Origin of the sequence: Liquorilactobacillus cacaonum DSM 21116 (genome assembly GCF_001436735.1) — a bacterium.
Taxonomy (GTDB): domain Bacteria; phylum Bacillota; class Bacilli; order Lactobacillales; family Lactobacillaceae; genus Liquorilactobacillus; species Liquorilactobacillus cacaonum.
On sequence record NZ_AYZE01000014.1, the window covers coordinates 460,405 to 485,214 of the forward strand.

A 24,810-nucleotide genomic window follows, 5' to 3' on the forward strand; every position below is an offset into this window, starting at 1 on the left:
AAGCTTTGGTAAGTTGGCAAACACTCTCTTCAATTCATTCAGTGCTTCAGGATTTTTTGCTTCTGGTGCCAATGAATATTCTGGGAAAATCACTGCCACGTGTGCTCTATTAGCAAGTTCTCGGATTAATTTATTATGTGTTTGGACACTTCCAGAAATAAATTGTCCGCCATGTACATAAAATACGATAGGAAATTTTTCATTCGTCGTTTCATTTGGTAAAACCAGGTGAATATTGATACATCCTTCATTTTCGATTTTTAAAGATTTTTCCAAAATAATTGCATCATGCAAATAAGTTTTTGTTCTTTGCTCCAGTTCAAATCGCTCTCGAATTACCTTAACTCCAAAAGTTGTTGGAACAAAAACATTCTCTCTTTTTTTACTGAATTCTTGGGCTTCTTTTTCAAGTGAGATTAGACGCACTTTGGTTCCTCCCCTATATCAAATTATCTGTATCATATATAATTGTTACGGGTCCATCATTAACTAATTCGACTTGCATGTCAGCTCCAAAAATTCCTTCTTTAACAGTTGGCACCTCTTGTCGCAAAACAGTATTAAAAATTTCATAATTATCTTTTGCTTTCTTGGGATCTTGAGCAGCTGTAAAACTTGGTCGATTACCTTTTTTTAGAGCAGCATAAAGTGTAAATTGAGAAATTGATAAAACTTCGCCATTAATCTGCTGAATATTTAAATTCATTTTGCCTGTTTCATCCGAAAAAACTCTCAGCTGACTAATCTTGTGTGCTATATAATTGATTTCAGAAACTCCATCACCTTCCTCAAATCCTACTAGCAACAAAAAGCCATTCGTAATTTTGTTATAAACGATGTTTTTGATGGAAACACTTGCTTTAGTAACTCTTTGAACTACAACTTTCAATTAACTATTACTCCTTAATGAATTGTCCTTTTTACAACATAAACATCTGGCACTTTTTTAATATTATCAATAACCCTTTGCAGATGTATTCCATCACGAATTCCTACAGTAACTTCCATTGTGGCAAGCTTATTATTGTCTACCCGTCCGTTAACAGAATTTAATTGACGCGTGCTATTATTTAAAGCTTGTAATACATCATTCAATAATCCCGAGCGGTTATATCCTTGAATTTGTAAATCCGCATTGTAAAAGTTTTGTGCTTCTGCTGCAACGTTCCAGGCTACATCAATAAACCTACTTCCTGTTTGTTCCGCATTTTTTACATTTGGGCAATCTACACGATGCACAGAAACACCGCGCCCTTTCGTAATATAGCCTACAATTTTATCACCTGGAATTGGATTACAACAATGGCTTAATCTAACTAATAAGTTATCTACTCCGGCAATTACAACTCCATCACCATTTTTTGACTTCTGCGTATTTTGAATATTATCGTTAGTAATTTCTTTATGATCTTCAAGTAGCGCCTTTTCTTCTTGACGTTTACGATTAGATTCTTGTTCAGCCCTTATTTTTTCAGTCAAAATATTAATAACACCTAAAGGAGCCACTTCACCAAAACCAATTGCTGCAAATAAATCATCCGCACTTGAAAATTTTCGCTTTTTTAAAACCTTTGCAATATTTTCATTTGTTAATACAACCTTAGGTTCAAAACCCATTTCAAGCAAATTCTCATCAATTACTTCTTTTCCTTTATCAATATTTTCAACACGATCTTGTTGTTTAAAGAACCGTTTAATTTTGTTACGAGCCTTATTGGTGTGTACCAATTTTAACCAATCTTGACTCGGCCCCGCCGAATTTGTTGAAGTTAAGATATCAACAATATCGCCATTTTTCACCTGATAATCGAGGGGAACAATCTTGCCATTAACCTTTGCCCCAACCGTCTTATTACCAATTTCTGTATGGATTGAATATGCCATATCTAAAGGACCAGCACCCTTTGGAAGTTCAAAAACATCACCTTTAGGGGTGAAGACATAAACCCGATCTCCAAACAAATCACCTTTTACACTCTCAACAAATTCTGCAGCATCAGTACTTTCATCTTGTAATTCTATGATTTCCTTAAACCAATTAAGTTTTGTTCCCGTATCATCACTTGAGATAGCATCTGTTTTACCTTCTTTATACGCCCAGTGTGCGGCAATCCCATATTCAGCAACACGATGCATTTCAGATGTCCTAATTTGAACCTCAAACGGTTGCCCTTTTGGACCTATTACAGTTGTGTGTAGCGATTGATACATATTGGCTTTGGGCATCGCTATATAATCTTTAAAACGTCCGGGCATTGGCTTCCATTGGGTATGAATCGCGCCTAAGACAGCATAACAATCTTTTATTGAATGGACAATCACCCTAACCGCAAGTAAGTCATAGATTTGACTAAATTGTTTATGTTGATCTTTCATTTTACGATAAATTGAATAAATATGCTTTGGCCTACCATAAATTTCACAGTCGATATTCAAGTCAGCTATAGCTTTTTCGATATCTATAATTGCCTTGTCTATATATTCAACACGTTCAGTTCTTTTAGAACTCATCAAATGAACTATCCTATAATATTGCTGTGGGTTTAGATAACGTAAAGAAACATCCTCTAGTTCCCATTTGATTGTGCTAATACCTAAACGATCAGCTAAAGGAGCATATATTTCTAAAGTTTCATTCGCAATTCTACGTTGTTTATCAGGGCGTAAATGAGAGAGTGTTCGCATATTATGCAGACGATCAGCCAACTTTACAATGATTACCCTTAAATCCTTTGACATCGCCAACAATAATTTACGATGATTTTCTGCCAATTGCTGCTGATGTGATTTATATTCGATTTTACTTAACTTAGTGACACCATCAACAATTATTTCAACATCTTTGCCAAAAAGCTCGCCCAAGTCTCCCAAGGTAACCGGAGTATCCTCTACAACATCATGAAGAAATCCTGCACAAACGGTTGCAGGATCCATTTTCAAATCAACAAGTATTCCAGCTACTTGTATTGGATGAATAATATATGGTTCACCAGATTGGCGTCGTTGCTCTTTATGCACATAGTTTGCAAAGTCATAAGCTTTTTTTACCAGTGCAACATGCTTTGCATTCATATATTGCTGGACACCTTTAATTACATCATCTGCACTCCAATTTGTTTCTTTTTCCATAACGTCCACTCCCAAAATCAACTACACCTAGTCTCTTTTTTTAATTCAACTAACAAACATTGCCTATAATAAAAAGAAATGCGATAAAAGTTTTCTAACCTTTCAAACACATTTTCTCCTTAGTTTTATTGTACTATGATTTTAATTCTTTTTAGTCTTTTACGATTCCATACGATAAAAAACTAATTAACAAATATATAATTGCAACATAATATGCAAAATTCTCAAAAAACATTTTTACACCAATCAAATACAAAATTGGGAAAAAAATCAAGTATATAATTGGTTGTTTTTTGATACCTACAATCAATCCGGAAATAATTGCAAATATCACATTAATACCAAAAAGTGCAAACGTATATTTCTGAACATCTGTTAAATCCATAAAACTAAAAACGATTGGTACAACGATTGCTACTGCTGTTGCGAATGCCAAATACCATACTGTTGCTAGTGAAATTATTTTTTTTGAACTCATTAGAAATCCTCACTTACTTATATTGTCTATATTCTACCCTAATTCTAATGTGAATGAAAGTATCGAAAGCAGATATAATGGCGCCGTTTCTGCTCGCATAATTCTTGGCCCAAGACCTACAAAAATAAAGTTTTGTTTGCCTAGGTAATTCACTTCTTTAGTAGAAATCCCGCCTTCTGGACCAAAAATTGCTATTAATTCACTTTTAGTTGCTAACAAACGACTATCTTGTAAGGACATCATTAATTTAGTTAAATTGTTTTTTTCACCTTTTTTTGCTGCTTCTTCATACGCAACGATTTTATGTGAATAATTACTAAAATCAATAGCAGTAATATCTTGATAGTATTCAATTGTTGGAACTTTACTTCTATGTGCCTGTTGCGCTGCATTTAGCGCTACCTTAGATAGCCGTTCAATTTTCTTAGTAACTTTTTTTTGATCCCATCTTGCAACTGAAAATTCCCCATTAAAAAAGATGAATTTACTTGCACCTAGTTCCGTTCCTTTTTGAACTATCCATTCAGCTTTATCACTTTTTGAAATTGCACAAGCAATCGTTGTGGGAACTGGTAATTCAACAGTTTGTTGTAGCCAGTTAATGACTTTTGCGCTTGCTGTTTCCTTGGTTAACTTGCTAATTTGCATTACAGCTATCTCTTGGTTTCGCAAAACTAATTCAAAAGTACTACCTTCTTGCATCCGCATTACTCTAATCGCATGATGATAAATTTCAGAAGGCAAGATAAGTTCATCAACTATTTCAGAGCTATCAATGAAATAACGTTGCATTATAATTTAGCCCTCCTGAGTTTTTTTAGCAGTAATTGCAATCCATTTTCCATCACTTAATGTTTCCATAATCTCTAAGCCGTTCTCCTTAATCAGAGATCTCATAGCTGCTTCTTTTTCAAGAATAATCCCTGACATGATAATCATGCCATTATTATTCAAATGAGCTTCAACTTGTGGCAATAACATTGCCTGGACTTCAGGCAATACATTTGCAAGTATTAAATCTGCTTTGCCTTTTGCTTTATCTAATAGACTACTCAATTCAAGTTCAACATTGGTAACCTTTTTATTTAATTCCAAATTTCGCTTAGCCGAAATAAGCGAATCATCTTCAATATCGCAAGCATATATTTCTTTTGCCCCTAAAAGACTAGCTGCAATACTCAGCACACCAGTACCAGTTCCCACATCAAATACCCTTTCATTTCCTCGCAAATGTGACTCAAGTGCCTGCAAAGTAAGTATAGTAGTAGGATGTGTTCCGGTTCCAAAAGCCTGTTGCGGATCTAAGTTGATGACAATCTCAGAATCTTTTGTCTTTCTATATTCTTCCCAGAAAGGTACAATTGTCAAAAAATTGGTAATTCGTTGAACATGATAATATTTTTCCCATTCATTTTTCCATGTTTCATCATCAATGATTTGACTAACCAATTCGATTCCCTGTGTATTGAATCCATATTTTTCAAGTTCTAAGAGCTTTTTCTTAATTAAATCGAGCTTGTTACTAATCTCTTGTTGAAGTTCAAAAAAACCACTGATATTAATTTGCTTATCCTGATTACTCAAAAATTCAGTATCATCTTTTTCAATTCCTTGTGCATCTAAATCTAATAAAATATTTTCAATTGGTGCTTGTAACTCATTACTTGCTTTGATTGTTAATTTATCCCATTGCAAATCAAAGTCCTCCAAATCAATTTCTACTTTATATAGGGCAAAGTACCACTAATAACTTTTTGTTTATTCTTAACCAGTTCTTCAAATGTTTCTTCTGACCACTTCAATTCAAAGTTTAATAAAAAATCTAAATTATCTTCATTACCTAGAAATTTTTTAAGATTTTCTCTGCTAGATACCAAGATTACTTTTAAATATTCTAAAAAGGCAACACCACGAGCTTTTGTCCATCCATTAAGCCCATCATAACCAATACAAGCTAGGTAATCATCATTATCGGTCATATTTAATTCTTGCTTGGTATTGTCATACAACAAAATAGCGTCTACAAAATCAATAGGATTTTCTGTAGAATTATCTCCTGTTAGATCAAGTAAAAAATGTTGTCCCTTTTGTTCAATTCTAAATGTTATTTCAACTGTAAAAGTTTTTTCTTCTTTGTCCCAAAGTAAGTCTAATCCCCCATCGAATCCTAAATCAGCAAGTCCTGTTGTTAAAAATTCACTTAGACTTTGTACCATCCCTGCACCACCCTCAAAAAATTTTTTCTCTTAACAATTATTTGCCATTAAAAATTCTAACAAAAACGTTACTTAATATTAATAGTAATAGTTCCTTTTGCTTGTGACAACTTATTTATTCATATATTTTTTGTTAGCTACTTTTTAAACACTTTTTTTCTCAACCATTGAACACAATAGCTCATAACAGCTTTGAAGCACCATCTCATCATGAGTTTTATTGGTAAGCGCACTCAATATAAAGCCCCAAGTCAATTCACTTTTTACTTTGTTATTTTTATCAGTATCATTAAAAAATTCCATTATATAGTCAAGCAATTCTTCCTTTAACTGGTTATATTCTCCTGTCTGATAATCAACCTGATCTTTTTCATTATATTGCCAAAAATAATGAATAGCTTCTAAATAGCCCCTATCATGTTGAGAGCATTGTTTAATTATTTTCCAAAAGCTTTCAAAGCGATTATACAAATTATTGGAAAAGTCTCTTTGATACTGTGACTGAATAGCTTTTAGCAATTTTTGATATCCTCTTAACATTATCAAATAATATATCTCATTTTTGCTATTAAAATAAGTATAGAGTGTTTTTTTACTGAATTCTGCTTCTTTAGCGATTTCATCAATATTGGTCTTATTAAAACCTTGTTCAAATATTAATTTTTGCGCTGCATCCAATAGGTCCTGCTTTTTTAATTGTCTCATTTCAAATCTACGCTCAACTTGCCCCAAAAAAATCACCTCACTAAAATTATATTCATTACAATACAACAAGTATACTAAAAGTAACTATGAGTATACCATGCTAAACGCTTAGTTACAATTGTTAATCAACCTAAATTATCTAGTAACAGTTACCTTTTTTTGATAATATAATATGTAATGAAATTCTTAGATTATTGGAGGCAACAAATTAAATGGCTAAATATAAAATGATATTAGATTTAGATACAGGAATTGACGATGCATTAGCACTCGCTTATGCGTTAGCTGACCAAGATTGTGATCTTATTGGTATTATTGGTTCATATGGCAATGTTTTAGTTGAACAAGGTACTCAAAATAGTCTAGATTTACTTGCCCTTTTAGGAGCTAGCAATGTGCCTGTCTATGAAGGCTTATCCCATTCTTCAACAACTTCAAACTTTGCTGTGCAGCCTGTAAGTGCTCGAATCCATGGTAATAACGGTATCGCAAATTTAAAAATCAAACATACTCCTAAAAAAATCGAAAAACAATCGGGTGTGGATTTCTTAATTGAAGCAATTCATAAATATCAAAAGGATTTGCTACTCGTTCCAACTGGACCACTGACTAATTTGGCTGCAGCGATTAAAAAGGATCCTACAATTACAAAGTTGATTGGTCATGTAACCTTGATGGGGGGAGCCTTAACTGTTCCAGGTAATGTCAGTCCTGTTTCAGAGGCGAATATCCACCAAGATCCTGAAGCAGCTGATGAAGTTTTTAAATCTGATATTCCCTTAACAATGGTCGGTTTAGATGTTACAACTCGAACATTACTGACACGTAATGAAACACAAATTTGGCGCAATTTACACACAAAAGCTGGTGAAGTATATGCAGATCTAGTTGATTATTATATTGATGCATATAAACAAACTAATCCACATCTTGGTGGTTGTGCACTTCATGATCCACTTGCTGTAGCGGCAGCCCTTGAGCCAAACCTCTTGCAAACAGTTTATTTGAATATTAAAGTTGATACAATAGCACCGTTTGAAGGAAGAACAATTGGTGATGAAGCACGCTTAAATATCCCTGCTACAACTACTCAAGCTGCAATAAATGTTGATGTGTTGCGCTTTATTACCAAATTCATGGAACGGCTTACTACATTATTTGAAAACCATTAATTGGGGGACAAAAATGACAAAAATTGCTTTAGGATTGTATATCGTTTGGATAATTCTGTTAATCCTTAAATATCTTGCAGTGGAAAAAGATACTACATTTTCCTATTTTCGTGTTTTTTTTGGGAGAATTACTTGGTACCGTAACACACGAGTTTTAATATTACTAGTTAGTTTACTTCTGATTGAAATTTTTTTGCCACTGAAACAAATTTACCTACTTTTTTTCATTACGGGGATTATTACAGTTTTGATGTCCTTAGCAAATTTCAAATTTAAAGCAGGGAAAACTTGGATTAGTTCTTTAGTACTAATCATTGGAATTGGCATCATAAGTATCGCAAGCTTTTTTATTTTTTAAATTATATCAAGGATGTGCTTTAAATAATAATAAAATAAAAAAGAGTCTCAACTTAAAATGTCGAGACTCTTTTTTATTTTGGCAGTTCAGTCTTTTTGTGTGAATTTGAGGATAACTTTATTATATCTTCAAAAAAATTTTTTTAAACCAGTTTTACCAAGCATTTACGATTTTTACATTTTTTTTACAAAAACTAATCTTCATTTGTTTTTAAAACTGCCATAAATGCTTCTTGTGGAACTTCAACAGTTCCCACTGATTTCATTCGTTTCTTACCACGTTTTTGTTTATCTAAAAGCTTAGCGCGTCTATCAGGATCTCCAGTATGAATTTTAGCTGTAACATCTTTACGATAAGCTTTAATATTTGTTCTTGCGATAATTTTTGCACCAATTGCAGCTTGAATTGGAATTTCAAAATTTTGTCTAGGAATTATCTCTTTTAATTTACTTGTGATTACCCTTGCCCTTTGTGGAGCAAACTCACGATGAGCAATAAAACTGAGTGCATCAACCTTATCACCATTTAATAAAATATCAATTTTCACCAAATCTCCAGGACGTGTGCCATCAAGATCATAATCAAGCGACGCATATCCTTTTGTATTAGATTTTAATTTATCAAAAAAATCAAAAATTATTTCTGATAAAGGCATCTCATAAATTACATTAACCCGATATTCGTCCAGATATTCCATTGTAACAAACTTTCCTCGTTTTGCTTGGCACAGTTCCATAACTGCTCCAACATAGTCATTTGGTACCATGATTGTCGCCTTGACAAACGGTTCATTAATCACTTTAATTTCTGTTGTTTCTGGCATTTCAGCCGGATTTGATACAATTTTATGACTGCCATCGGTCAACTCAACATCATAAGTTACAGATGGAGCCGTTGTAATCAAATCCATATTGAATTCTCTTTCAAGCCTTTCCTGAACAACATCCATATGAAGTAAGCCCAAAAAACCACAGCGAAAACCAAAGCCAAGCGCTGTTGACGTTTCTGGTTCAAATTCAAGAGCCGCATCATTTAACTGTAATTTCTCCAGTGCTTCTCTTAAATCGTTGTATTTTGCATTGTCAGTTGGATACAATCCTGAATAAACCATCGGATTCATTTCACGGTATCCCGCTAATGCTTTATCAGCTGGATTGGCAACCCCGGTAACTGTATCACCTACTCGAGTATCTTGAATATCCTTAATACTCGCAGTTAAATAACCTACATCACCAGCCATTAACAACTCGCGCTTGATTGGTTTAGGAGAATTAACACCCACTTCAGTAACTTCATATTCAGTTTCACTATTCATTAATCTAATACGATCACCTTGTTTTACTACTCCTTCAAAGACACGTACACTTAAGACAACACCACGATAATCATCGTATACGGAATCAAAAATCAAGGCCTTTAATGGTGCATCAAGCATTCCTTCAGGCGCAGGAATATCTTTAACAATTTTTTCAAGCATCTCTTCAATCCCAATGCCTTGTTTTGCACTTGCTAAAACAGCTTCAGAAGCATCCAAACCAATCACATCTTCAATTTCTTGTCTAACTACTTCAGGTTGTGCAGAAGGTAAATCAACCTTATTAATGACGGGTACAATCTCCAAATCATCATCTAAGGCTAAATAGACATTCGCTAAGGTTTGTGCCTCCACACCCTGAGCTGCATCAACAACTAAGACTGCCCCTTCACAAGCAGCTAGACTCCTTGAAACCTCGTATGAAAAATCAACATGTCCAGGCGTATCAATTAAGTGAAATATATATGTTTTTCCGTCTCTAGCATGGTAATTAAGTTCAACCGCATTTAATTTAATTGTGATTCCACGCTCACGCTCTAGTTCCATTGAATCGAGAAGCTGTGCTTGCATTTCTCTTTTTGATACCGTCTCGGTCAATTCTAAAATTCGATCAGCCAAGGTTGACTTACCATGATCAATATGTGCAACAATTGAGAAATTACGAATTCTTTTTTGACGTTCTCTTAATAATTCAACATCCATGCATTATTTCCTACTTTCCTACTCGAAATGTTCCTAGTTGTAATTATATCAAGCTATATGACTAAATACAATGTAGTCGTAACTATTCACAAAGGCGCTAAATTTTCTCTTGTTGCTATATGGTGAAAATGATAATCAATCATCATTTTTATGAACTAAAAAAAGGGGTCGTGCCAAAAGTTAAATTTTGACCCAACCTCTCTAATTAGTTCGCGTAAAACATATTCCATAAGTCAAAATTTTCTGGTTAACTCAAAAAAATTTAGACACATATCATTTTTTAATTATTTTAAATTGTTCTTTCAAATTATCTTTTAATTTCTTAGATCCCTTTTGTAAATCTGCAACTGTAAGCGTAAGTTCTTCCATTGTTGCTAAAACTTCTTCTGAATTTGCTGATACTTCCTCTGTACCAGCAGCGTTTTCCTCAGTAGAAGCCGAAATGCTCTCAAGGTTTTTAAGAACTTCATCCTGAATTTTTTCAAGATCTCCACTTGCAACTTCTATACTTTGAATTGTTTGTACAACATCCTTATTTATCGAATAAACTTCATTAGAAGATTCAATTGCACGCCCAATCAATTCTGCCTGTTTTTCGCCACCCTCAAGTGATTTTCCTGTTTGTCCAACCATTACGTCCGATTGTTCAGTTATTATTCCGATGATTTTCTCAATTTCATGTGTTGAATCTTTAGTCTGTTCAGAAAGTTTCCTAATTTCACTCGCAACTACTGAGAATCCTTTACCTGCTTCTCCTGCACTTGCCGCCTCAATTGAGGCATTCAATGCTAACAAATTAGTTTGCTGCGAAATCCCATTAATAACCCCAATTATTTTATTAATATTTTTTACGTTATTATTTAATTCACCCATTGATTTACTCAACGTTCTCATTTGACCAAGTTCGTTATTCCAATTGTCATTCACATGTTTGGAAATTGCAATATTCTCTTCATTTAATTTTGCAGCTTTACCACTCTTATCGGTTGCTTGTAACACACTACCACGTAATTCTTGAACAATTTGAGAGAGATTTTGAACCTGCTCAACACTTTTTTCTGTGTCCTGTGCTTGTACACTTGTGACTTTGGCAACACCAGTTGTTGCTTTAGCAACTTCTTCTGTAGCAGTACTTGTTTGTTTAGCTAGTGATAATAGCTCATCTGACTTATCGTAAACATTACTACTCTCCGCTTGTACCTTAGTTACAAGATCAGCGATAGAATTAACCATTTTATTGAAATTACTACTTAAAACTTGGAGTTCATTTCCCGATTCATTAGGTTGCACCATTTTTCTAGAAATCCCTAATATCTTTTTCTCCTTAAGTTTTTCAACTTGAATAATTTCAAATTCACCTTTGCCTGTCTTCTCAAAGTATTCTTTAAGAATTTCAAAAATTTGCTTAATAATTCTAGTAATTACAATTGATAATATAATTATAACTACAATCATTATCAGCGAAATAATTATAGTATTTTGAATCAATGCTCCCAATTCTTGGTTCAATTCAACTTTTTTAACTTGAGAAACTGCAAAAGTTAAACTATCTGAGCTACCTTTATCAAAATAAACACTTTGAACTTTAGAATCTCCTCTAGGTATAACACTTCCACTTCTTTTTTTAGAATTCATTACTGTTTTATAAAGCAATGTATTTTTAATACTTTTACCGATAAGTTTACTATTTTTGGAAGCTACCACTACTCCTCCATTAGAAACCAACATTACATTTCCAGTCCTACCCACGCCTACATGCTTTATTCCGCTTTGAACAATTCCATAAGAAACGTTAAATGATAGTACACCCTTTTGCCCTTTACTATTTTTAATTACCTCAGAAACAGTTGTAACATAGCCATCTCCCGTTGACGATAATGTTGGTTTAGCCCAGTAAACACCGGTTCCTTTTTTTACTGCACCTTTAAACCAAGGACGAACAGTGGGATCATAATTTCCTTTTAAAGACGAACTATTAGCGACATAATTGCCATTCAAATCAGAAAATATTGCATTTTTGATAGTCCGATTTTCTTTTTCTGCAGTAGCAATACTTTCCTTAATTTTATTCATATCAAAACTAGTACTCTTGAAAACCTTTTGACTTGCTAAGCCAGATAAAGCCTGATTAGCTTGTTTTCTTAATTCTGCTCTATTGCTTAATGCAGCCTCAACCGCATCTTTTCTACTCAAACTAATTCTGTTAATTAATAAGTTGTATGTATTAGTATATGAACTTACCAACATAATTAGTATGGGTAAAATTGCAACAATTATTAATAATATTGCAAAGATGTTACCAACGCTCTTATTTTTTTTCCTATTCAACTATAAAACCTCCAAATTATTTACTATATTAAAGTATCGGACTAAAAAAAAGATATTTAACCTTTACAGAACCAATACTTTTTAATACTTGAAATATCAAAATTAATTAAAAACAACAGCGCTATTTACCAACGATGTTTTCCCTGTTAAGCAACGCAAATAATTAATGTGTATTAAATCTACAAAATAAAAAAAGAACCAGAAGTTAATTAACTTCTGATTCCAAATAAACTTTAACTAGTTACAGAATTTGCCAAAGAACCAATAAAGGCTGCATCAAAAATACATTTTGATGCAGCCCCTTTATTTAATCGTGGATTACTTCATAGTAATATCTGTCTCGTAATCTTTGTATTAGTATCAACTGGTTACTTTAATAACACTTCAATACTAATTATTTTTTATGCTTCTTCAATTTATCGAAGAAAGACTCAGAACGTTCATTACTTGCTTCTGCAAAAGCATGCAATGCCTCTTTTTGCTTTTGATTTAATCCCTTTGGTGTTTGAATCTTAACAGTTACCTGTTCATCACCGTTTCCGTTACCTCTAAGATGTGGTGCACCTTTTCCACGAAGCCTGAAAACAGTTCCTGATTGAGTACCAGCCGGCACCTTCATCTGAACATCCCCATGGACAGTCTTTACAGTAACTTCATCACCAAGGGTAGCCTGAACAAAACTAATTGGCATATCAAAATAAATATTTGCTCCATCACGTTTGAAAATTTTGCTTGGAGCAACGTTGAAGACAACATACAAATCTCCATAGGGACCACCATTTTCACCGGCTTCTCCTTGCCCTTGAAGGCGCATTTGATTACCATCTTCAACTCCAGCAGGGATAGAAACTTCGACCTCGTGTTTCTCATGTACATGGCCATCACCATGACAAGTCTCACATTTTTCCTTGATAATCTTCCCTGTTCCACGACAAACATCACATTCTTGTTGCGTAACAACCTGCCCAAGAGGAGTCGAACGCTTTACACGAAGAACACCGCTTCCCCCACAACGCTTGCAGGTTTCAGGAGTCGTTCCAGGTTTAGCACCACTTCCATCACAGGTTTTACAAAGCGAGTCACGTGTATATTGAATACTTGTTTTTTTACCAAAGATTGCTTCTTCAAAGGTCAAATCCATTTCATACTGCAAATCGCGTCCTTGTCTTGGTGCATTTGGATTGCGTGATGAACCGCCGCCACCAAAGAACGAACTGAATATATCTTCAAATCCGCCACCACCAAAGTCACCAAAACCACCATTTTGCCCTGAGAATCCACCAAATCCTTGTTGACCACCAGTTGACCCATATTGATCAAATTGTGCTTTCTTTTGTGGATCACTTAGAATTTCATATGCTTCATTGATCTCTTTAAATTTTTCTTCTGCTCCTGGTTCTTTGTTTAAATCCGGATGATATTTTTTTGATAGCTTACGATAAGCCTTTTTTATATCAGCGGCAGAGGCATCTTTGGATACACCCAAAACCTCATACGGATTTCTGATTTCTGCCATTTTAACCCTCCATCATAAATAAGCTGTTTGCCTAACCAAGCGTAACACAATAATAGCTAAATAAAAAGCCAAAGTCCAAACCACGGTCTTTGACTTTTTATCAGTTAGCGACTATTTTTTGTCGTCAGGATCAACTTCCTTGAAGTCACCTTCAACAGTGTTATCATCATCATTCTTTTCAGCATTTCCCTCGGCAGTTGTATCTGTACCTGCTTGAGCTTGTGCTTCTTGAGCCTGTTGATACAACTTAACTGATAAATCTTGGACAATCTTTGTCAAATCATCCTTTTTAGTCTTCATTTCTTCAACATTATTTTCATCTTGCGCTTTCTTCAATGCATCGCGAGCTTCTTTTGCTTTATTGATTTCATCTTCAGAAACTTTATCTTTGATGTCTGATAATGTCTTGTCTGTCGTAAAGAGTAATTGGTCTACTTCATTTTTCAAATCAACTTCATCTTTACGCTTTTTATCAGTCTCTTCATTTTCTTGTGCTTCTTTTACCATTCGATCAATTTCTTCATCAGATAAACCAGATGAACTCTTAATCGTAATCTTCTGTTCCTTATTTGTGCCAAGATCTTTAGCTGATACATTTACAATCCCATTTTTGTCAATATCAAATTTAACTTCAATCTGTGGAATTCCACGAGGTGCTGCAGGAATATCAGTCAATTGGAAACGACCAAGTGTTTTGTTGTCAGCAGCCATTGGACGTTCTCCTTGTAAAACATGGATATCAACAGCAGGCTGATTATCTGCAGCAGTTGAAAAGACTTGCGACTTACTTGTTGGAATAGTTGTGTTACGATCAATTAATTTTGTAAACACGCCACCCATTGTCTCAATTCCAAGTGATAATGGTGTAACATCAAGCAAGACAACATCTTTTACATCACCAGTGATAACCCCCCCTTGAATAGCAGCACCTAAAGCAACTGCTTCATCAGGATTGACTGATTGATTAGGTTTCTTACCTGTTTCAGCCTCAACTGCAGCTTGAACAGCAGGGATACGAGTTGAACCACCAACTAAAATAACTTCATCGATGTCACTCATTGAAAGTCCAGCATCCTTTAATGCATTACGCACAGGTATCTTAGTTCTTTCGACAAGATCAGCTGTTAGATTATCGAATTGAGCACGTGTCAATGTCTTTTCCAAATGAAGTGGACCACTCTCACCAGCTGTGATAAATGGTAAGCTAATTTGTGCACTAGTAATTCCTGAAAGATCCTTTTTAGCCTTTTCAGCTGCATCTTTTAAACGTTGCATTGCCATCTTGTCTTTTGAAAGATCGATTCCATTTTCCTTCTTGAATTCATCAACTAACCATTCCATAATCTTGTTATCAAAGTCATCGCCACCAAGGAATGTATCACCATTTGTTGAAAGTACTTCAAAGACACCATCACCTAATTCAAGGATAGAAACATCGAAAGTCCCACCACCAAGGTCAAATACTAAGATTTTTTCATCACGATCTGTCTTGTCAAGACCATATGCTAAAGCAGCAGCTGTTGGTTCGTTAACAATACGTTCAACTTTTAATCCGGCAATCTTACCAGCATCTTTTGTTGCCTGACGTTGACTATCGTTAAAGTAAGCAGGTACAGTGATTACAGCTTGTGTAACATCTTCGCCAAGATATGATTCTGCATAGTCTTTGATATATTGTAAAATCATCGCAGAAATTTCTTGTGGCGTATATTCCTTGTCTTGAATTTTAACTTTATAACCAGCTTCACCCATATGACGCTTGATTGAGGCAATTGTATCAGGGTTTGTAATAGCCTGTCTTTTAGCAACTTCACCGACTTGTGTTTCTCCATTTTTAAATGACACAACTGATGGTGTTGTACGATTTCCTTCAGGGTTAGTAATAATTTTTGCTTCTTTTCCTTCAAGAACAGCAACTGCTGAGTTAGTTGTTCCTAAGTCAATACCAATAATTTTTGACATTAATTTCAACCTCTTTCAAAATTTTTATTGTGCGACAACTACCATTGCAGGTCGTAAAACACGATCCTTTAACATATAGCCATCTTGAAATACTTCAACAACTGTTTCAGATTCTTGACCTTCTTCAACAGGAACAGATTTAACTGCTTGATGAAGACTCGGATTAAACTTTTGACCAAGTGCTTCAATCTTTGTAACATTATTTGATTTCAAAGCTTTTTCCATGTCATTAAAAACAAGCTCAATTCCTCTTTTTAATTGTATTGAGGCATCATCTGTAACTTCTATTTGTAGTGCACGGATTAAGTTATCAATAACAGGAAGAACTTCTTTAGCAAGTCCTTGACCATCATAACGCAATAATTTTTCTTGTTCCTTCTTAAATCGTGTATGCATATTAGCCATTTCTGCCTCAGCACGAAGATATTTATCTTCAAAGTCATCACATTTTTTTTGAAGGTCAGCTAACTTTTTTTCCAATGCCTCTTCTTTAGAATCTTCAGTCTTTTGAGTCTCTGTTTCAGGTATTTCCTCGTTAGTCTTACTTTCATCTACTTCTGGACTTTTTTGATCTTTGACAGTCTCTTCAGTTACTGAAGCTTCTTCATCAGCTTTTTGAGTTTGCTTTTCTTCGCTTCCTTTTTGTTCTGACAAACAAACACCCCTTTTCTAATCATCATAAAAACTATAATAATCTAATAATTTACGTGCCAATTCTTCTTGAAATGTCTGGACAAGCCCAATCATCTTCGAATACGGCATATTAGTTGGTCCTAGTAGAGCAATTAAACCTTGACCATGTTGCGCTACATCATAAGTGGTTGAAATCAAACTATAGTTGCTTAATGAACTGTTAATCAGTTCTGCACCAATTTTAACTTGAATTTTTCCGGCAGTGGTATCAATCAAATTATTGATATCCTCAGAATGTTCAATCAACGAGTAAAGCTCCTTGATTTGGCCTACATCTGCTTCACCAACAAAATTCAACAAATTCAGCTTACCACTTACAAAAAACTGTTCACGGGCCGCCCGCTCTAAAATATTTCCAAAAATATCCAGAAATCCGATTGGCCTTTGAACATAGTGTAATAACAGGGGAATTGTCTCATGCAATCTATCTGTGACTTGATCAATTGGCAAGCCAACTATGCGATCATTTATTACCCGAATCACAGCTTCAATCTCATCACCACTTAATCCCTGGGGAATATTAAATAATTGACTTTCAATATTTCCATCACTAGTGACAAGCATCATCATCAATTGTTGATTACCGATTGGAAGTATCCTAAAACCCTGAAACCTAATATTTTTAGCCTCAGGCTTAAAAGCAATCGCCGTATAATTAGTCATGTCCGAAAGCATACGAGCTGACTCAGCAACAATTTCATCAATTTTATAAAAGTTGTTGCCAAATGTGGCTCTAATACTTTCAAGTTGTTTTTGATTAACAATATCAGGCTTAACAAGGTTATCAATATAATAACGATAGCCCTGCAAGGTAGGTACACGACCAGAAGAAGAATGTTCCTTGCCAATAAATCCCAGACGTTCCAATGTTGCCATTTCATTACGGATAGTCGCAGAACTTACTTGCATTGGTAAATGTTCTCCCAATGATTTTGATCCAACAGGCCTTCCAATAGTAGTATACTCTTGGACAATAGCTTCAAGAATTAATAATTGTCTCTCAGTAAGCATCTCAATCACCTCGATTAGCACTTAGCCTCTTAGAGTGCTAAGCCAATTATTAATATACAAGAACTATTATCATAAGTCAAGAAAGTACTCCCAATTATCGATTTTTTCTAGTTTTTTTCAAAAAAGTTTCGTGTATCTTCTTCATCTTGCTCTAACTGTTTAATTAAAGCTTGAGCACCAGTATATTTCACTTGGTCTCTCAAATTTTTATACCAACTAACTAAAACTTGTTCACCATATACCATTTGTGAAAAATCTAGTAGATTTATTTCTAACGTAACTTGACGTCCTTCCCCAAAGGTCTCATTACGTCCGATTGATGCCATTCCCAAAACTGTTTTGCCCACAATTGAAACCTTGACAGCATAAATTCCTTCTGCTGGCATTAATTCTTTTGCTCCAACTTCAATGTTAATCGTCGGAAACCCAAGTTCCCTGCCACGTTGTTCACCATGCACGACTACGCCACTATTTTGATAATGATATCCTAATAATCTGTTTGCAGTTGTAATATCACCAACAGAAAGTGCTTTCCTTATCCGGGTTGAACTTATTTTTTCCTTATTTTCTGTTAAATGCGGGACCTCAATAACTTCAAATCTCTTTTTTGCATAGCTAACAAGTGTTTCCATATTAGCAATTGTTTTTTTGCCATAAGTATAGTCTGACCCTGCCACTACAGCAATGGCATTCAAACCAACCATATATTTATCAACAAACTCTTCTGGTCCCATTTTAACCAGTAAATCATTTAGCGTTGCAATATAGAGGATATCCGCATGAAATTTCTCAAACAAGTCATTCTTGCGCTTTAAGGTAGTTAAGTACTTTACATCTTGCTCAGCCACACCTTGAAACGCAATTGATGGATGTATATCAAGAGTCATCACTGCCAATTTAACATTTCTTTTAAGTGCTTCATCTCTTGCTCGTTGAATCACTGCTTGATGTCCTCGGTGCAAACCATCAAAAAAGCCTAATGCTAAAACAACATTGCCCGATGGTAACAAAGATTTATTAAAAGGTTCACTTAAATTGATTACTTCCACTTTCAATTCTCCTCTAATTTAAATCAATCATCTGTTCTGGTTGATATCTCTTTTTTTCTTCATTGTATCTATAAATACATCTAGCTTTATCTTCAAACATCAAAACTATTTTGTTTTCTTCAACTCCAACTTCACTAGGAAACAAAAAGCCACCATTTTTTACAGTTAGCCACTGCTTTTCATTCAATTCAACATGAAAAAATTTAGTTAAAGCATAATCTGTTGGATATAACTTGCTATCTAAGACACCATTTTCGGCTGCCTTTTTTAAATCTTCGAGCTTAACAGCCTGTCCAATTGTAAAACCGCCACTTGACAAACGTGATAAATCTGACATAACCGCTGGAACTCCAAGTTTTTTCCCTAAATCCACTGCTAGTGTCCTTATATATGTCCCTTTACCACAACCAACCTCAAAAAATATTTTTTGATATCCTTTTTCATGATCAAAGATTGGCTTTTTTGTTTGTTTAAAATAATCAATATGAATATTTCTTTTTGGACGTTCTACTGCATCTCCAGCACGCGCATAGTCATATAATCTGCGGCCTTTTACCTTAATCGCAGAATACATTGGTGGGATTTGAATTAAATCGCCTGTTAACTCTCCCATTTTATCATTAATTTCTTCAGTAGTGAATGGTTGGCTTAACTGCTTTTCTTCTACAACTTCACCATCTAAATCTTCTGTAGTCGTCGCAAAGCCTAGAGTAATTTCACCAATATATATCTTTCCTGAGTCCATCAGATAATTAACGACCTTTGTTGCTTTTCCAACACAAATTGGCAACACACCATCAACATTTGGATCAAGAGTTCCACTATGACCGATACGTCTCATTTTAAAAATTTTCCTACATTTAAAAACGCAATCAGTACTTGTCATCCCTCGTTCTTTATATACTGGAATAATCCCATCCATTCTTTTCCTCCAAATTATACATGAACCATTTTAAAAAAAGGGGCTGGGTCAAAGATAATTTGACTTGGCTCCCTTTTTTTACTAGATAAACATATTTTTTTTAATTCAACCTCAAAGTAATCCAAAACTTAACGACGCCCTTTTTCAATTTTCAGGACGATTTAATTTATTTAAAAGTTCATCTATGTGATCACCATATTGAACCGAGCGATCTCTTTCAAAAAACAACTCAGGTGTCACATAAATACTTAATCTAGATCCTAATTCCTTACGAATCAATCCTTTAGCCTTTTCTAAGCCAATCTGTGTTTTTTCACCATCAGATGCAAGTTCAGAAAGAATGCTGTAATAGATTGTTGCTTGCTGTAAGTCACCCGTGACCTCAACACCAGTAATCGTGATTCCTTGCACCCTTGGGTCACGAATTCGTTTCATCAAAATATCTGTAACTTCACGCTGGATTTCTTGAGACAAACGACCAACACGATAATTTTGTGCCATTACGTTTCCTCCATAATTTCTAAATTTATTTATTCAACTGGAACTTCTTCCATAATAAATGCTTCAATTTGGTCTCCAACCTTGATGTCATTATACTTTTCAACCATGACACCACATTCAAAGCCTTGTTTAACCTGCTTGACATCATCTTTAAAACGTTTTAATGAAGCTAACTTACCTTCATAAATAACAATGCCATCACGAATTACTCGGACACCGCTGTCTCGTTGAATATATCCATCAGTAACATATCCACCACCAATTGTTCCAACCTTCGAAACTTTGTAGATTTCACGGATTTCAACCTGACCAATAATTTTTTCTTCAAAGACTGGTTCAAGCATTCCCTTCATTGCAGTTTCAATTTCGTCAATTGCTTGATAAATAACACGATGCAAACGAATATCAACGCTATCGCTTTCAGCTTGTAATTTAGCTTGTGGGGTTGGGCGAACATTGAAACCTACAATAATCGCATTAGAAGCTTCAGCGAGCGTCACATCACTTTCGTTGATTGCACCAGCAGCTTGATGAATAATATTAACTCTGACACCTTCAACTTCAATCTTCTTCAAACTTCCAGCAAGAGCCTCAACTGAGCCTTGAACATCTGCTTTAATAATTACATTAACTTCCTTTAATTCACCTTCTTTAAGCGAATCAAAAAGATTATCTAGTGTCACATGTTGTGTATTGCTATGTTCTTTCAACAATGCACGTTTAGCACGCTCTTCACCAGCAGCACGTGCAGTTTTTTCATCACTAAAGACGATAAAACGATCACCAGAATCTGGTACTTCATTCAAACCTGTAATTTCAACCGGTGTAGCAGGCAATGCTTTCGTGATTTGTTGTCCCTTGTCATTAATCATAGTACGTACACGACCAAAAGTATTACCAACTACAATTGGATCACCAACATGCAATGTTCCTTGCTGTACTAACAATGAAGCAACCGTTCCTTTTCCTTTATCCAAACGGGCTTCAATAACTGAACCAGCACCATGTTGCTTAGGGTTCGCACGTAATTCAAGAACTTCGGCCTGTAGTAAAATCATATCTAATAATTCATCGAGGTTTTTTCCAAATTTAGCTGACAATTCAACAAAAATTGTTTCACCGCCCCAATCTTCTGGAATAAGTTCATATTCAGTTAATTGTTCCATTACATGATTAGGGTTCGCACCTGGTTTATCAATTTTGTTAACTGCTACAATTATAGGAACCTCGGCAGCTTTAGCATGATTAATTGCTTCAATTGTCTGTGGCATCACACCATCATCAGCAGCCACAACCAATACAGTAATATCAGTAATATCAGCTCCACGCGCACGCATATTAGTAAATGCCGCATGACCTGGTGTATCTAGGAAAGTAATTATTTTCCCATCATGCTTAACTTGATAAGCACCAATATGTTGTGTAATTCCACCTGCTTCACCATCTGTAACATGAGTATGTCTTAATTTATCAAGCAAGGTAGTCTTACCATGATCAACATGTCCCATAATTGTAACAACTGGTGGACGATTTTCAAGATGCTTAGTGTTGCCTTGCTCATCTTCAAAAAATTTATCAATATCGGCAACATCAACTTCAATTTTCTCTTCAGCCTTTATGCCGTAATCATCAGCCAAAATTTCAATTGTATCCTTGTCTAAAGATTGATTTTGGTTAACCATCACACCCATCATAAACAACTTCTTGATAATTTCAGCTGGTTCACGATGAATTTTCTTCGCAATATCAGCAACATTCATTCCCACTGAATAAATAAGTACTTCTGGAAGTGGCTTGCTTTTACGAGGTGGAACCGCAGGCTTTTTGTTATCTTGGAACCGAGTATTCTTTTTATTCTTGCGCTTTTTCTTATTACTAAACTTATTTTGTGAATTGTTATTTTGTCCGCCAAATCTATTTTGTCCAAAACTATTTGAACGTGAACTGTTATTCGATTTACCTTCAAATCGAGAACTATTTCCCTTGTTAGTATTATTCGTTGTTTCATTTGTTTGAGTACTTGATGTTGTCTTTCTAGTATTGCTTTGTGTATATTGTGGTTTATTATTATTCTTATTTACTGTATTTTGAATTGGTCCGGCCTCTTTACTATTATTATTTCGTGGAGAACGCTTTGGTTCATTTGAAATTTTCGAATTTTTTGATTCTGTTACCGAATTTTTTTTCGTAACGTTCCCATTGTCTGCAGAACCTTTTTTTAGAAGAACCTCTTTAACTTGACGTTCCTCATTATCTCCAATTGTTGACATATGGTTATTCACAGTAAAACCTTTTGTTCTAGCTGCTTCAATCACAACTTTACTACTGACATTCAATTCTTTTGCTAATTCATAAATTCGTTTTTTTCCCATGTATTCACGCTCCAATCTCGCTATCTAATTTATATCCCTACAGATTAGATAGTCCAAACCTTTATGGTAAAAGCTTCATTTCAATATCATCATCATTTTTTTGCTAAAACCCAAATCATCAACCGCAACTATTGTTCGACTTGTTCCGATTGCTGAGCTAAGTTCCTGCTTTGTAAAATCACAATTTATATCAATCTGATAACTTGTACACTTGTCTATAAATTTTTTCTTAGTTGCCTCTGAACCGTCACTAGCAACAAAAACTAACTTTACTTTTTTAGTTCTTATTTTTTTAAGAACTCCTTCTTCACCTGTAGTTAGCTTGCCTGCTCTTCTTGCGAGTCCAAGTAACTGCAAAGCTCTTTGTTTCTTATCGAGCATCTCCAAAAAGCTCCTTACGTGCAACTTGATGATCAACATACGCAATTAACTCATCATAAAATTCGTCTGTCACTTTTATGCCAAAAGCCTTATTGAAAGTATGTTCTTCCTTTGCTTTGTTTGCTATAGCAACATCTAAAGAAATATATGCACCTCGACCCGCTTTTTTTCCAGTTGGATCAATACTGATTTCGTTTTCTTTATTTTTCACAATCCTAACTAGTTCTTTTTTAGGCATCATTTCTCCGGAAACAATATCTTTTCGCATTGGTATCTTACGTTGTTTTACCATCTAATCATCTCCTTTACTCAAGAATCAAGAATTAATCTTCTTCAGTTACCGAATCTGTATTTAACACTTCTTCTGTAGCTTTGGCAAAATCTGACTCTGATTTTATATCAATCTTAAATCCTGTTAAGCGTGCTGCCAAACGAGCATTTTGACCTTTTTTCCCGATTGCAAGTGATAATTGATTGTCTGGAACAATAACAGTACAAGCACGTTCATTTTCAGGGTTAAACCTTACTTCAATCACCTCTGCTGGATTAAGTGCGTTGCTAATAAATTCAGCTGGATTTTCACGCCATTCAACAACATCCATGTTCTCACCCTTGAGTTCATTAACAATTGCCTGAATTCTTTCACCTCTTGGGCCTACGCAAGTTCCAACAGGATCAACTCCATCACTATGGGAACGTACAGCAACCTTAGCACGGTCACCTGCTTCTCGTGCAATTGAAATAATTTCGACAGTTCCATCGAAAATTTCAGGTATTTCTTGTTCAAACAAACGCTTCAATAAATCAGGATGTGAACGGCTCACAAAAACTTGTGGCCCTTTTGAAGTATTTTCTACTTTATAAATATAAACCTTAATCCGATCGTGTGATTTATATTCTTCACCAGGAATTTGATCTTGATGGGACAAAACAGCTTCAACTTTTCCTAAGTTAACATAGACATAGCGATGATCGTGGCGCTCAACTTCTCCAGTTACAATTTCATTTTCATACTGAATGTATTCATCATAAACAATGCCGCGTTCTGCTTCACGAACACGTTGCATAATTACTTGTTTAGCAGTTTGTGCAGCAATTCTCCCAAAGTTTTTTGGAGTAACTTCAAATCTTATCGTATCTCCAATCTCATAAGCACGATTTACTTGTAAAGCTTCTTCCAGGCTAACTTCTAGACGTGAGTCAAAAACCTCAGAAACAACTTCTTTAACAGCGAAAATATGAAGGTCTCCACGAGTTTTATCAAACTCAACTTCTACATTTTGAGCTTGTCCATAATTTCGCTTATAAGCTGAAACAAGTGCGGCCTCTAAAGCTTCTAAAACAATATCCTTCTTAATTCCTTTCTCGACTTCTAATGCATCTAACGCATTTAGTAATTCCTTACTCATCTAAATTTTCTCCTTATTGAATCTAAAATTTAATAGCCAAACGGGCCTTAGCAATTTTTTCACGCGGTATCTCAACCTCTTTTTTGCGTGTTTTGTCCATATACTCTAACTTCAAGTAACTTTCTGATAATTCTGTCATAGTTCCTTCAAAAACTTTTGCTCCAGCAAATTGTTGATAAAGCGAAACATGAATATATTTATTTAAAGCACGTTCATAATCTTTTTCATTTTTTAGCGGTCTTTCAGCCCCAGGCGAAGAAACCTCTAGATAATAAGCTTGTGGAATAGGGTCTGGATCACACTCATCTAGTTTTTCACTTAACTTATCACTTATTAATGCACATTCTTCAATATTGATTCCGTTTTCCTTATCAACAAAAACTCTTAAATACCAACTTTTACCTTCTTTTACAAATTCAATATCCACCAATTCGAAATTATCAGCTTCCAAGATTGGTGTAACAAGCTTAGTTACTGTTTCAACTACAGTACTCACAAGTCAACCTCCTTTTTTATTACTCAACAAGACACTCCTAGTGGTTGCAATAAAAAGAGCGAGCATCACTGCTCACTCCTAACGAGTTATCTAAA

24 protein-coding genes are annotated in these 24,810 nt (G+C 34.8%); 2 read left to right on the forward strand and 22 right to left on the reverse strand.

Features of this window, described 5'->3' with window-relative positions:
• From FC80_RS09660 to FC80_RS06160, 8 genes are all read right to left on the reverse strand, one after another.
• A partial coding sequence (locus tag FC80_RS09660; protein WP_235807243.1) for an alpha/beta hydrolase occupies nucleotides 1–426 on the reverse strand: 426 nt, incomplete at its 3' end.
• Nucleotides 427–439: 13 nt separating this feature from the next.
• Nucleotides 440–889, reverse strand: a complete 450-nt coding sequence (gene dtd / locus FC80_RS06130) for a D-aminoacyl-tRNA deacylase (protein ID WP_057829243.1) — start codon at nucleotides 887–889, stop codon at nucleotides 440–442.
• Between the two features lie 14 nt (nucleotides 890–903).
• Nucleotides 904–3,129 (reverse strand): RelA/SpoT family protein, encoded by a 2,226-nt coding sequence (locus FC80_RS06135; protein WP_057829244.1) that lies wholly within the window; start codon nucleotides 3,127–3,129, stop codon nucleotides 904–906.
• 151 nt (nucleotides 3,130–3,280) lie between these two features.
• Nucleotides 3,281–3,607 carry a hypothetical protein gene (locus tag FC80_RS06140; protein WP_057829245.1) on the reverse strand — a complete coding sequence of 109 codons (327 nt, stop codon included), beginning with the start codon at nucleotides 3,605–3,607 and terminating at the stop codon, nucleotides 3,281–3,283.
• A 33-nt stretch (nucleotides 3,608–3,640) separates the two neighbouring features.
• Nucleotides 3,641–4,399, reverse strand: a complete 759-nt coding sequence (locus tag FC80_RS06145; RefSeq protein WP_057829246.1) for a 16S rRNA (uracil(1498)-N(3))-methyltransferase — start codon at nucleotides 4,397–4,399, stop codon at nucleotides 3,641–3,643.
• 6 nt (nucleotides 4,400–4,405) lie between these two features.
• Nucleotides 4,406–5,302 (reverse strand): 50S ribosomal protein L11 methyltransferase, encoded by an 897-nt coding sequence (locus FC80_RS06150; RefSeq protein ID WP_057829247.1) that lies wholly within the window; start codon nucleotides 5,300–5,302, stop codon nucleotides 4,406–4,408.
• A gap of 23 nt (nucleotides 5,303–5,325) precedes the next feature.
• Nucleotides 5,326–5,823: a DUF3013 family protein gene (locus tag FC80_RS06155; protein ID WP_057829248.1), complete on the reverse strand. Its 498-nt coding sequence runs from the start codon at nucleotides 5,821–5,823 to the stop codon at nucleotides 5,326–5,328.
• A gap of 144 nt (nucleotides 5,824–5,967) precedes the next feature.
• Nucleotides 5,968–6,555, reverse strand: a complete 588-nt coding sequence (locus tag FC80_RS06160; RefSeq protein ID WP_057829249.1) for a TetR/AcrR family transcriptional regulator — start codon at nucleotides 6,553–6,555, stop codon at nucleotides 5,968–5,970.
• Nucleotides 6,556–6,740: 185 nt separating this feature from the next.
• Here FC80_RS06160 and FC80_RS06165 point away from each other — a divergent pair, with 185 nt between their 5' ends.
• The gene (locus FC80_RS06165; protein ID WP_057829250.1) at nucleotides 6,741–7,700 is read left to right on the forward strand and encodes a nucleoside hydrolase; all 960 of its coding nucleotides are present in this window, start codon (nucleotides 6,741–6,743) and stop codon (nucleotides 7,698–7,700) included.
• Nucleotides 7,701–7,713: 13 nt separating this feature from the next.
• Entirely contained in the window at nucleotides 7,714–8,058 is a 345-nt protein-coding gene (locus FC80_RS06170) for a hypothetical protein (protein WP_057829251.1), read from the forward strand.
• Nucleotides 8,059–8,251: 193 nt separating this feature from the next.
• On the opposite strand, the gene lepA is transcribed toward FC80_RS06170, so the two are convergent.
• The 14 genes from lepA to rimP all read right to left on the reverse strand — a co-directional run bounded on the left by lepA (nucleotide 8,252) and on the right by rimP (nucleotide 24,715).
• A complete protein-coding gene (gene lepA, locus FC80_RS06175) occupies nucleotides 8,252–10,075 on the reverse strand; it encodes a translation elongation factor 4 (RefSeq protein WP_057829252.1) in 1,824 nt (607 codons plus the stop codon).
• Between the two features lie 273 nt (nucleotides 10,076–10,348).
• Complete coding sequence (locus FC80_RS06180; protein ID WP_057829253.1) at nucleotides 10,349–12,403, reverse strand: methyl-accepting chemotaxis protein; 2,055 nt, start codon at nucleotides 12,401–12,403, stop codon at nucleotides 10,349–10,351.
• A 394-nt stretch (nucleotides 12,404–12,797) separates the two neighbouring features.
• Entirely contained in the window at nucleotides 12,798–13,919 is a 1,122-nt protein-coding gene (gene dnaJ / locus FC80_RS06185; protein WP_057829254.1) for a molecular chaperone DnaJ, read from the reverse strand.
• Nucleotides 13,920–14,030: 111 nt separating this feature from the next.
• Nucleotides 14,031–15,881 (reverse strand): molecular chaperone DnaK, encoded by a 1,851-nt coding sequence (gene dnaK / locus FC80_RS06190; protein ID WP_057829255.1) that lies wholly within the window; start codon nucleotides 15,879–15,881, stop codon nucleotides 14,031–14,033.
• Nucleotides 15,882–15,905: 24 nt separating this feature from the next.
• Nucleotides 15,906–16,535, reverse strand: a complete 630-nt coding sequence (gene grpE / locus FC80_RS06195; RefSeq protein ID WP_057829256.1) for a nucleotide exchange factor GrpE — start codon at nucleotides 16,533–16,535, stop codon at nucleotides 15,906–15,908.
• A gap of 15 nt (nucleotides 16,536–16,550) precedes the next feature.
• Nucleotides 16,551–17,585 carry a heat-inducible transcriptional repressor HrcA gene (hrcA, locus tag FC80_RS06200; RefSeq protein WP_057829257.1) on the reverse strand — a complete coding sequence of 345 codons (1,035 nt, stop codon included), beginning with the start codon at nucleotides 17,583–17,585 and terminating at the stop codon, nucleotides 16,551–16,553.
• A gap of 107 nt (nucleotides 17,586–17,692) precedes the next feature.
• A complete protein-coding gene (gene ribF, locus FC80_RS06205; protein ID WP_057829258.1) occupies nucleotides 17,693–18,634 on the reverse strand; it encodes a riboflavin biosynthesis protein RibF in 942 nt (313 codons plus the stop codon).
• Nucleotides 18,635–18,647: 13 nt separating this feature from the next.
• Nucleotides 18,648–19,556 carry a tRNA pseudouridine(55) synthase TruB gene (gene truB / locus FC80_RS06210; RefSeq protein ID WP_057829259.1) on the reverse strand — a complete coding sequence of 303 codons (909 nt, stop codon included), beginning with the start codon at nucleotides 19,554–19,556 and terminating at the stop codon, nucleotides 18,648–18,650.
• A gap of 144 nt (nucleotides 19,557–19,700) precedes the next feature.
• Nucleotides 19,701–20,057, reverse strand: a complete 357-nt coding sequence (gene rbfA, locus FC80_RS06215) for a 30S ribosome-binding factor RbfA (protein WP_057829260.1) — start codon at nucleotides 20,055–20,057, stop codon at nucleotides 19,701–19,703.
• Between the two features lie 29 nt (nucleotides 20,058–20,086).
• Complete coding sequence (gene infB, locus FC80_RS06220) at nucleotides 20,087–22,429, reverse strand: translation initiation factor IF-2 (RefSeq protein ID WP_057829261.1); 2,343 nt, start codon at nucleotides 22,427–22,429, stop codon at nucleotides 20,087–20,089.
• Between the two features lie 75 nt (nucleotides 22,430–22,504).
• Complete coding sequence (locus FC80_RS06225; protein WP_057829262.1) at nucleotides 22,505–22,810, reverse strand: L7Ae/L30e/S12e/Gadd45 family ribosomal protein; 306 nt, start codon at nucleotides 22,808–22,810, stop codon at nucleotides 22,505–22,507.
• On the reverse strand, nucleotides 22,800–23,102 hold the full coding sequence (gene rnpM / locus FC80_RS06230; RefSeq protein WP_057829263.1) for an RNase P modulator RnpM: 303 nt from the start codon (nucleotides 23,100–23,102) through the stop codon (nucleotides 22,800–22,802). The genes FC80_RS06225 and rnpM overlap by 11 nt, the downstream gene beginning before the upstream one ends.
• 31 nt (nucleotides 23,103–23,133) lie before the next feature.
• Nucleotides 23,134–24,219 carry a transcription termination factor NusA gene (gene nusA, locus FC80_RS06235; RefSeq protein ID WP_057829264.1) on the reverse strand — a complete coding sequence of 362 codons (1,086 nt, stop codon included), beginning with the start codon at nucleotides 24,217–24,219 and terminating at the stop codon, nucleotides 23,134–23,136.
• A 22-nt stretch (nucleotides 24,220–24,241) separates the two neighbouring features.
• Nucleotides 24,242–24,715, reverse strand: coding sequence for a ribosome maturation factor RimP (gene rimP / locus FC80_RS06240; RefSeq protein ID WP_057829265.1), 474 nt, complete (start codon nucleotides 24,713–24,715; stop codon nucleotides 24,242–24,244).
• Between the last annotated feature and the right edge of the window lie 95 nt (nucleotides 24,716–24,810).

Bases quoted from the DNA above. Each gene is read 5' to 3' on its own strand.
- FC80_RS06135 (WP_057829244.1), bottom strand. From the start codon at position 3,129: ATGGAAAAAGAAACAAATTGGAGTGCAGATGATGTAATTAAAGGTGTC.
- FC80_RS06140 (WP_057829245.1), bottom strand. From the start codon at position 3,607: ATGAGTTCAAAAAAAATAATTTCACTAGCAACAGTATGGTATTTGGCA.
- FC80_RS06145 (WP_057829246.1), bottom strand. From the start codon at position 4,399: ATGCAACGTTATTTCATTGATAGCTCTGAAATAGTTGATGAACTTATC.
- FC80_RS06155 (WP_057829248.1), bottom strand. From the start codon at position 5,823: ATGGTACAAAGTCTAAGTGAATTTTTAACAACAGGACTTGCTGATTTA.
- FC80_RS06165 (WP_057829250.1), top strand. From the start codon at position 6,741: ATGGCTAAATATAAAATGATATTAGATTTAGATACAGGAATTGACGAT.
- FC80_RS06170 (WP_057829251.1), top strand. From the start codon at position 7,714: ATGACAAAAATTGCTTTAGGATTGTATATCGTTTGGATAATTCTGTTA.
- lepA (WP_057829252.1), bottom strand. From the start codon at position 10,075: ATGGATGTTGAATTATTAAGAGAACGTCAAAAAAGAATTCGTAATTTC.
- dnaJ (WP_057829254.1), bottom strand. From the start codon at position 13,919: ATGGCAGAAATCAGAAATCCGTATGAGGTTTTGGGTGTATCCAAAGAT.
- dnaK (WP_057829255.1), bottom strand. From the start codon at position 15,881: ATGTCAAAAATTATTGGTATTGACTTAGGAACAACTAACTCAGCAGTT.
- hrcA (WP_057829257.1), bottom strand. From the start codon at position 17,585: ATGCTTACTGAGAGACAATTATTAATTCTTGAAGCTATTGTCCAAGAG.
- truB (WP_057829259.1), bottom strand. From the start codon at position 19,556: ATGGATGGGATTATTCCAGTATATAAAGAACGAGGGATGACAAGTACT.
- rbfA (WP_057829260.1), bottom strand. From the start codon at position 20,057: ATGGCACAAAATTATCGTGTTGGTCGTTTGTCTCAAGAAATCCAGCGT.
- infB (WP_057829261.1), bottom strand. From the start codon at position 22,429: ATGGGAAAAAAACGAATTTATGAATTAGCAAAAGAATTGAATGTCAGT.
- FC80_RS06225 (WP_057829262.1), bottom strand. From the start codon at position 22,810: ATGCTCGATAAGAAACAAAGAGCTTTGCAGTTACTTGGACTCGCAAGA.
- rnpM (WP_057829263.1), bottom strand. From the start codon at position 23,102: ATGGTAAAACAACGTAAGATACCAATGCGAAAAGATATTGTTTCCGGA.
- nusA (WP_057829264.1), bottom strand. From the start codon at position 24,219: ATGAGTAAGGAATTACTAAATGCGTTAGATGCATTAGAAGTCGAGAAA.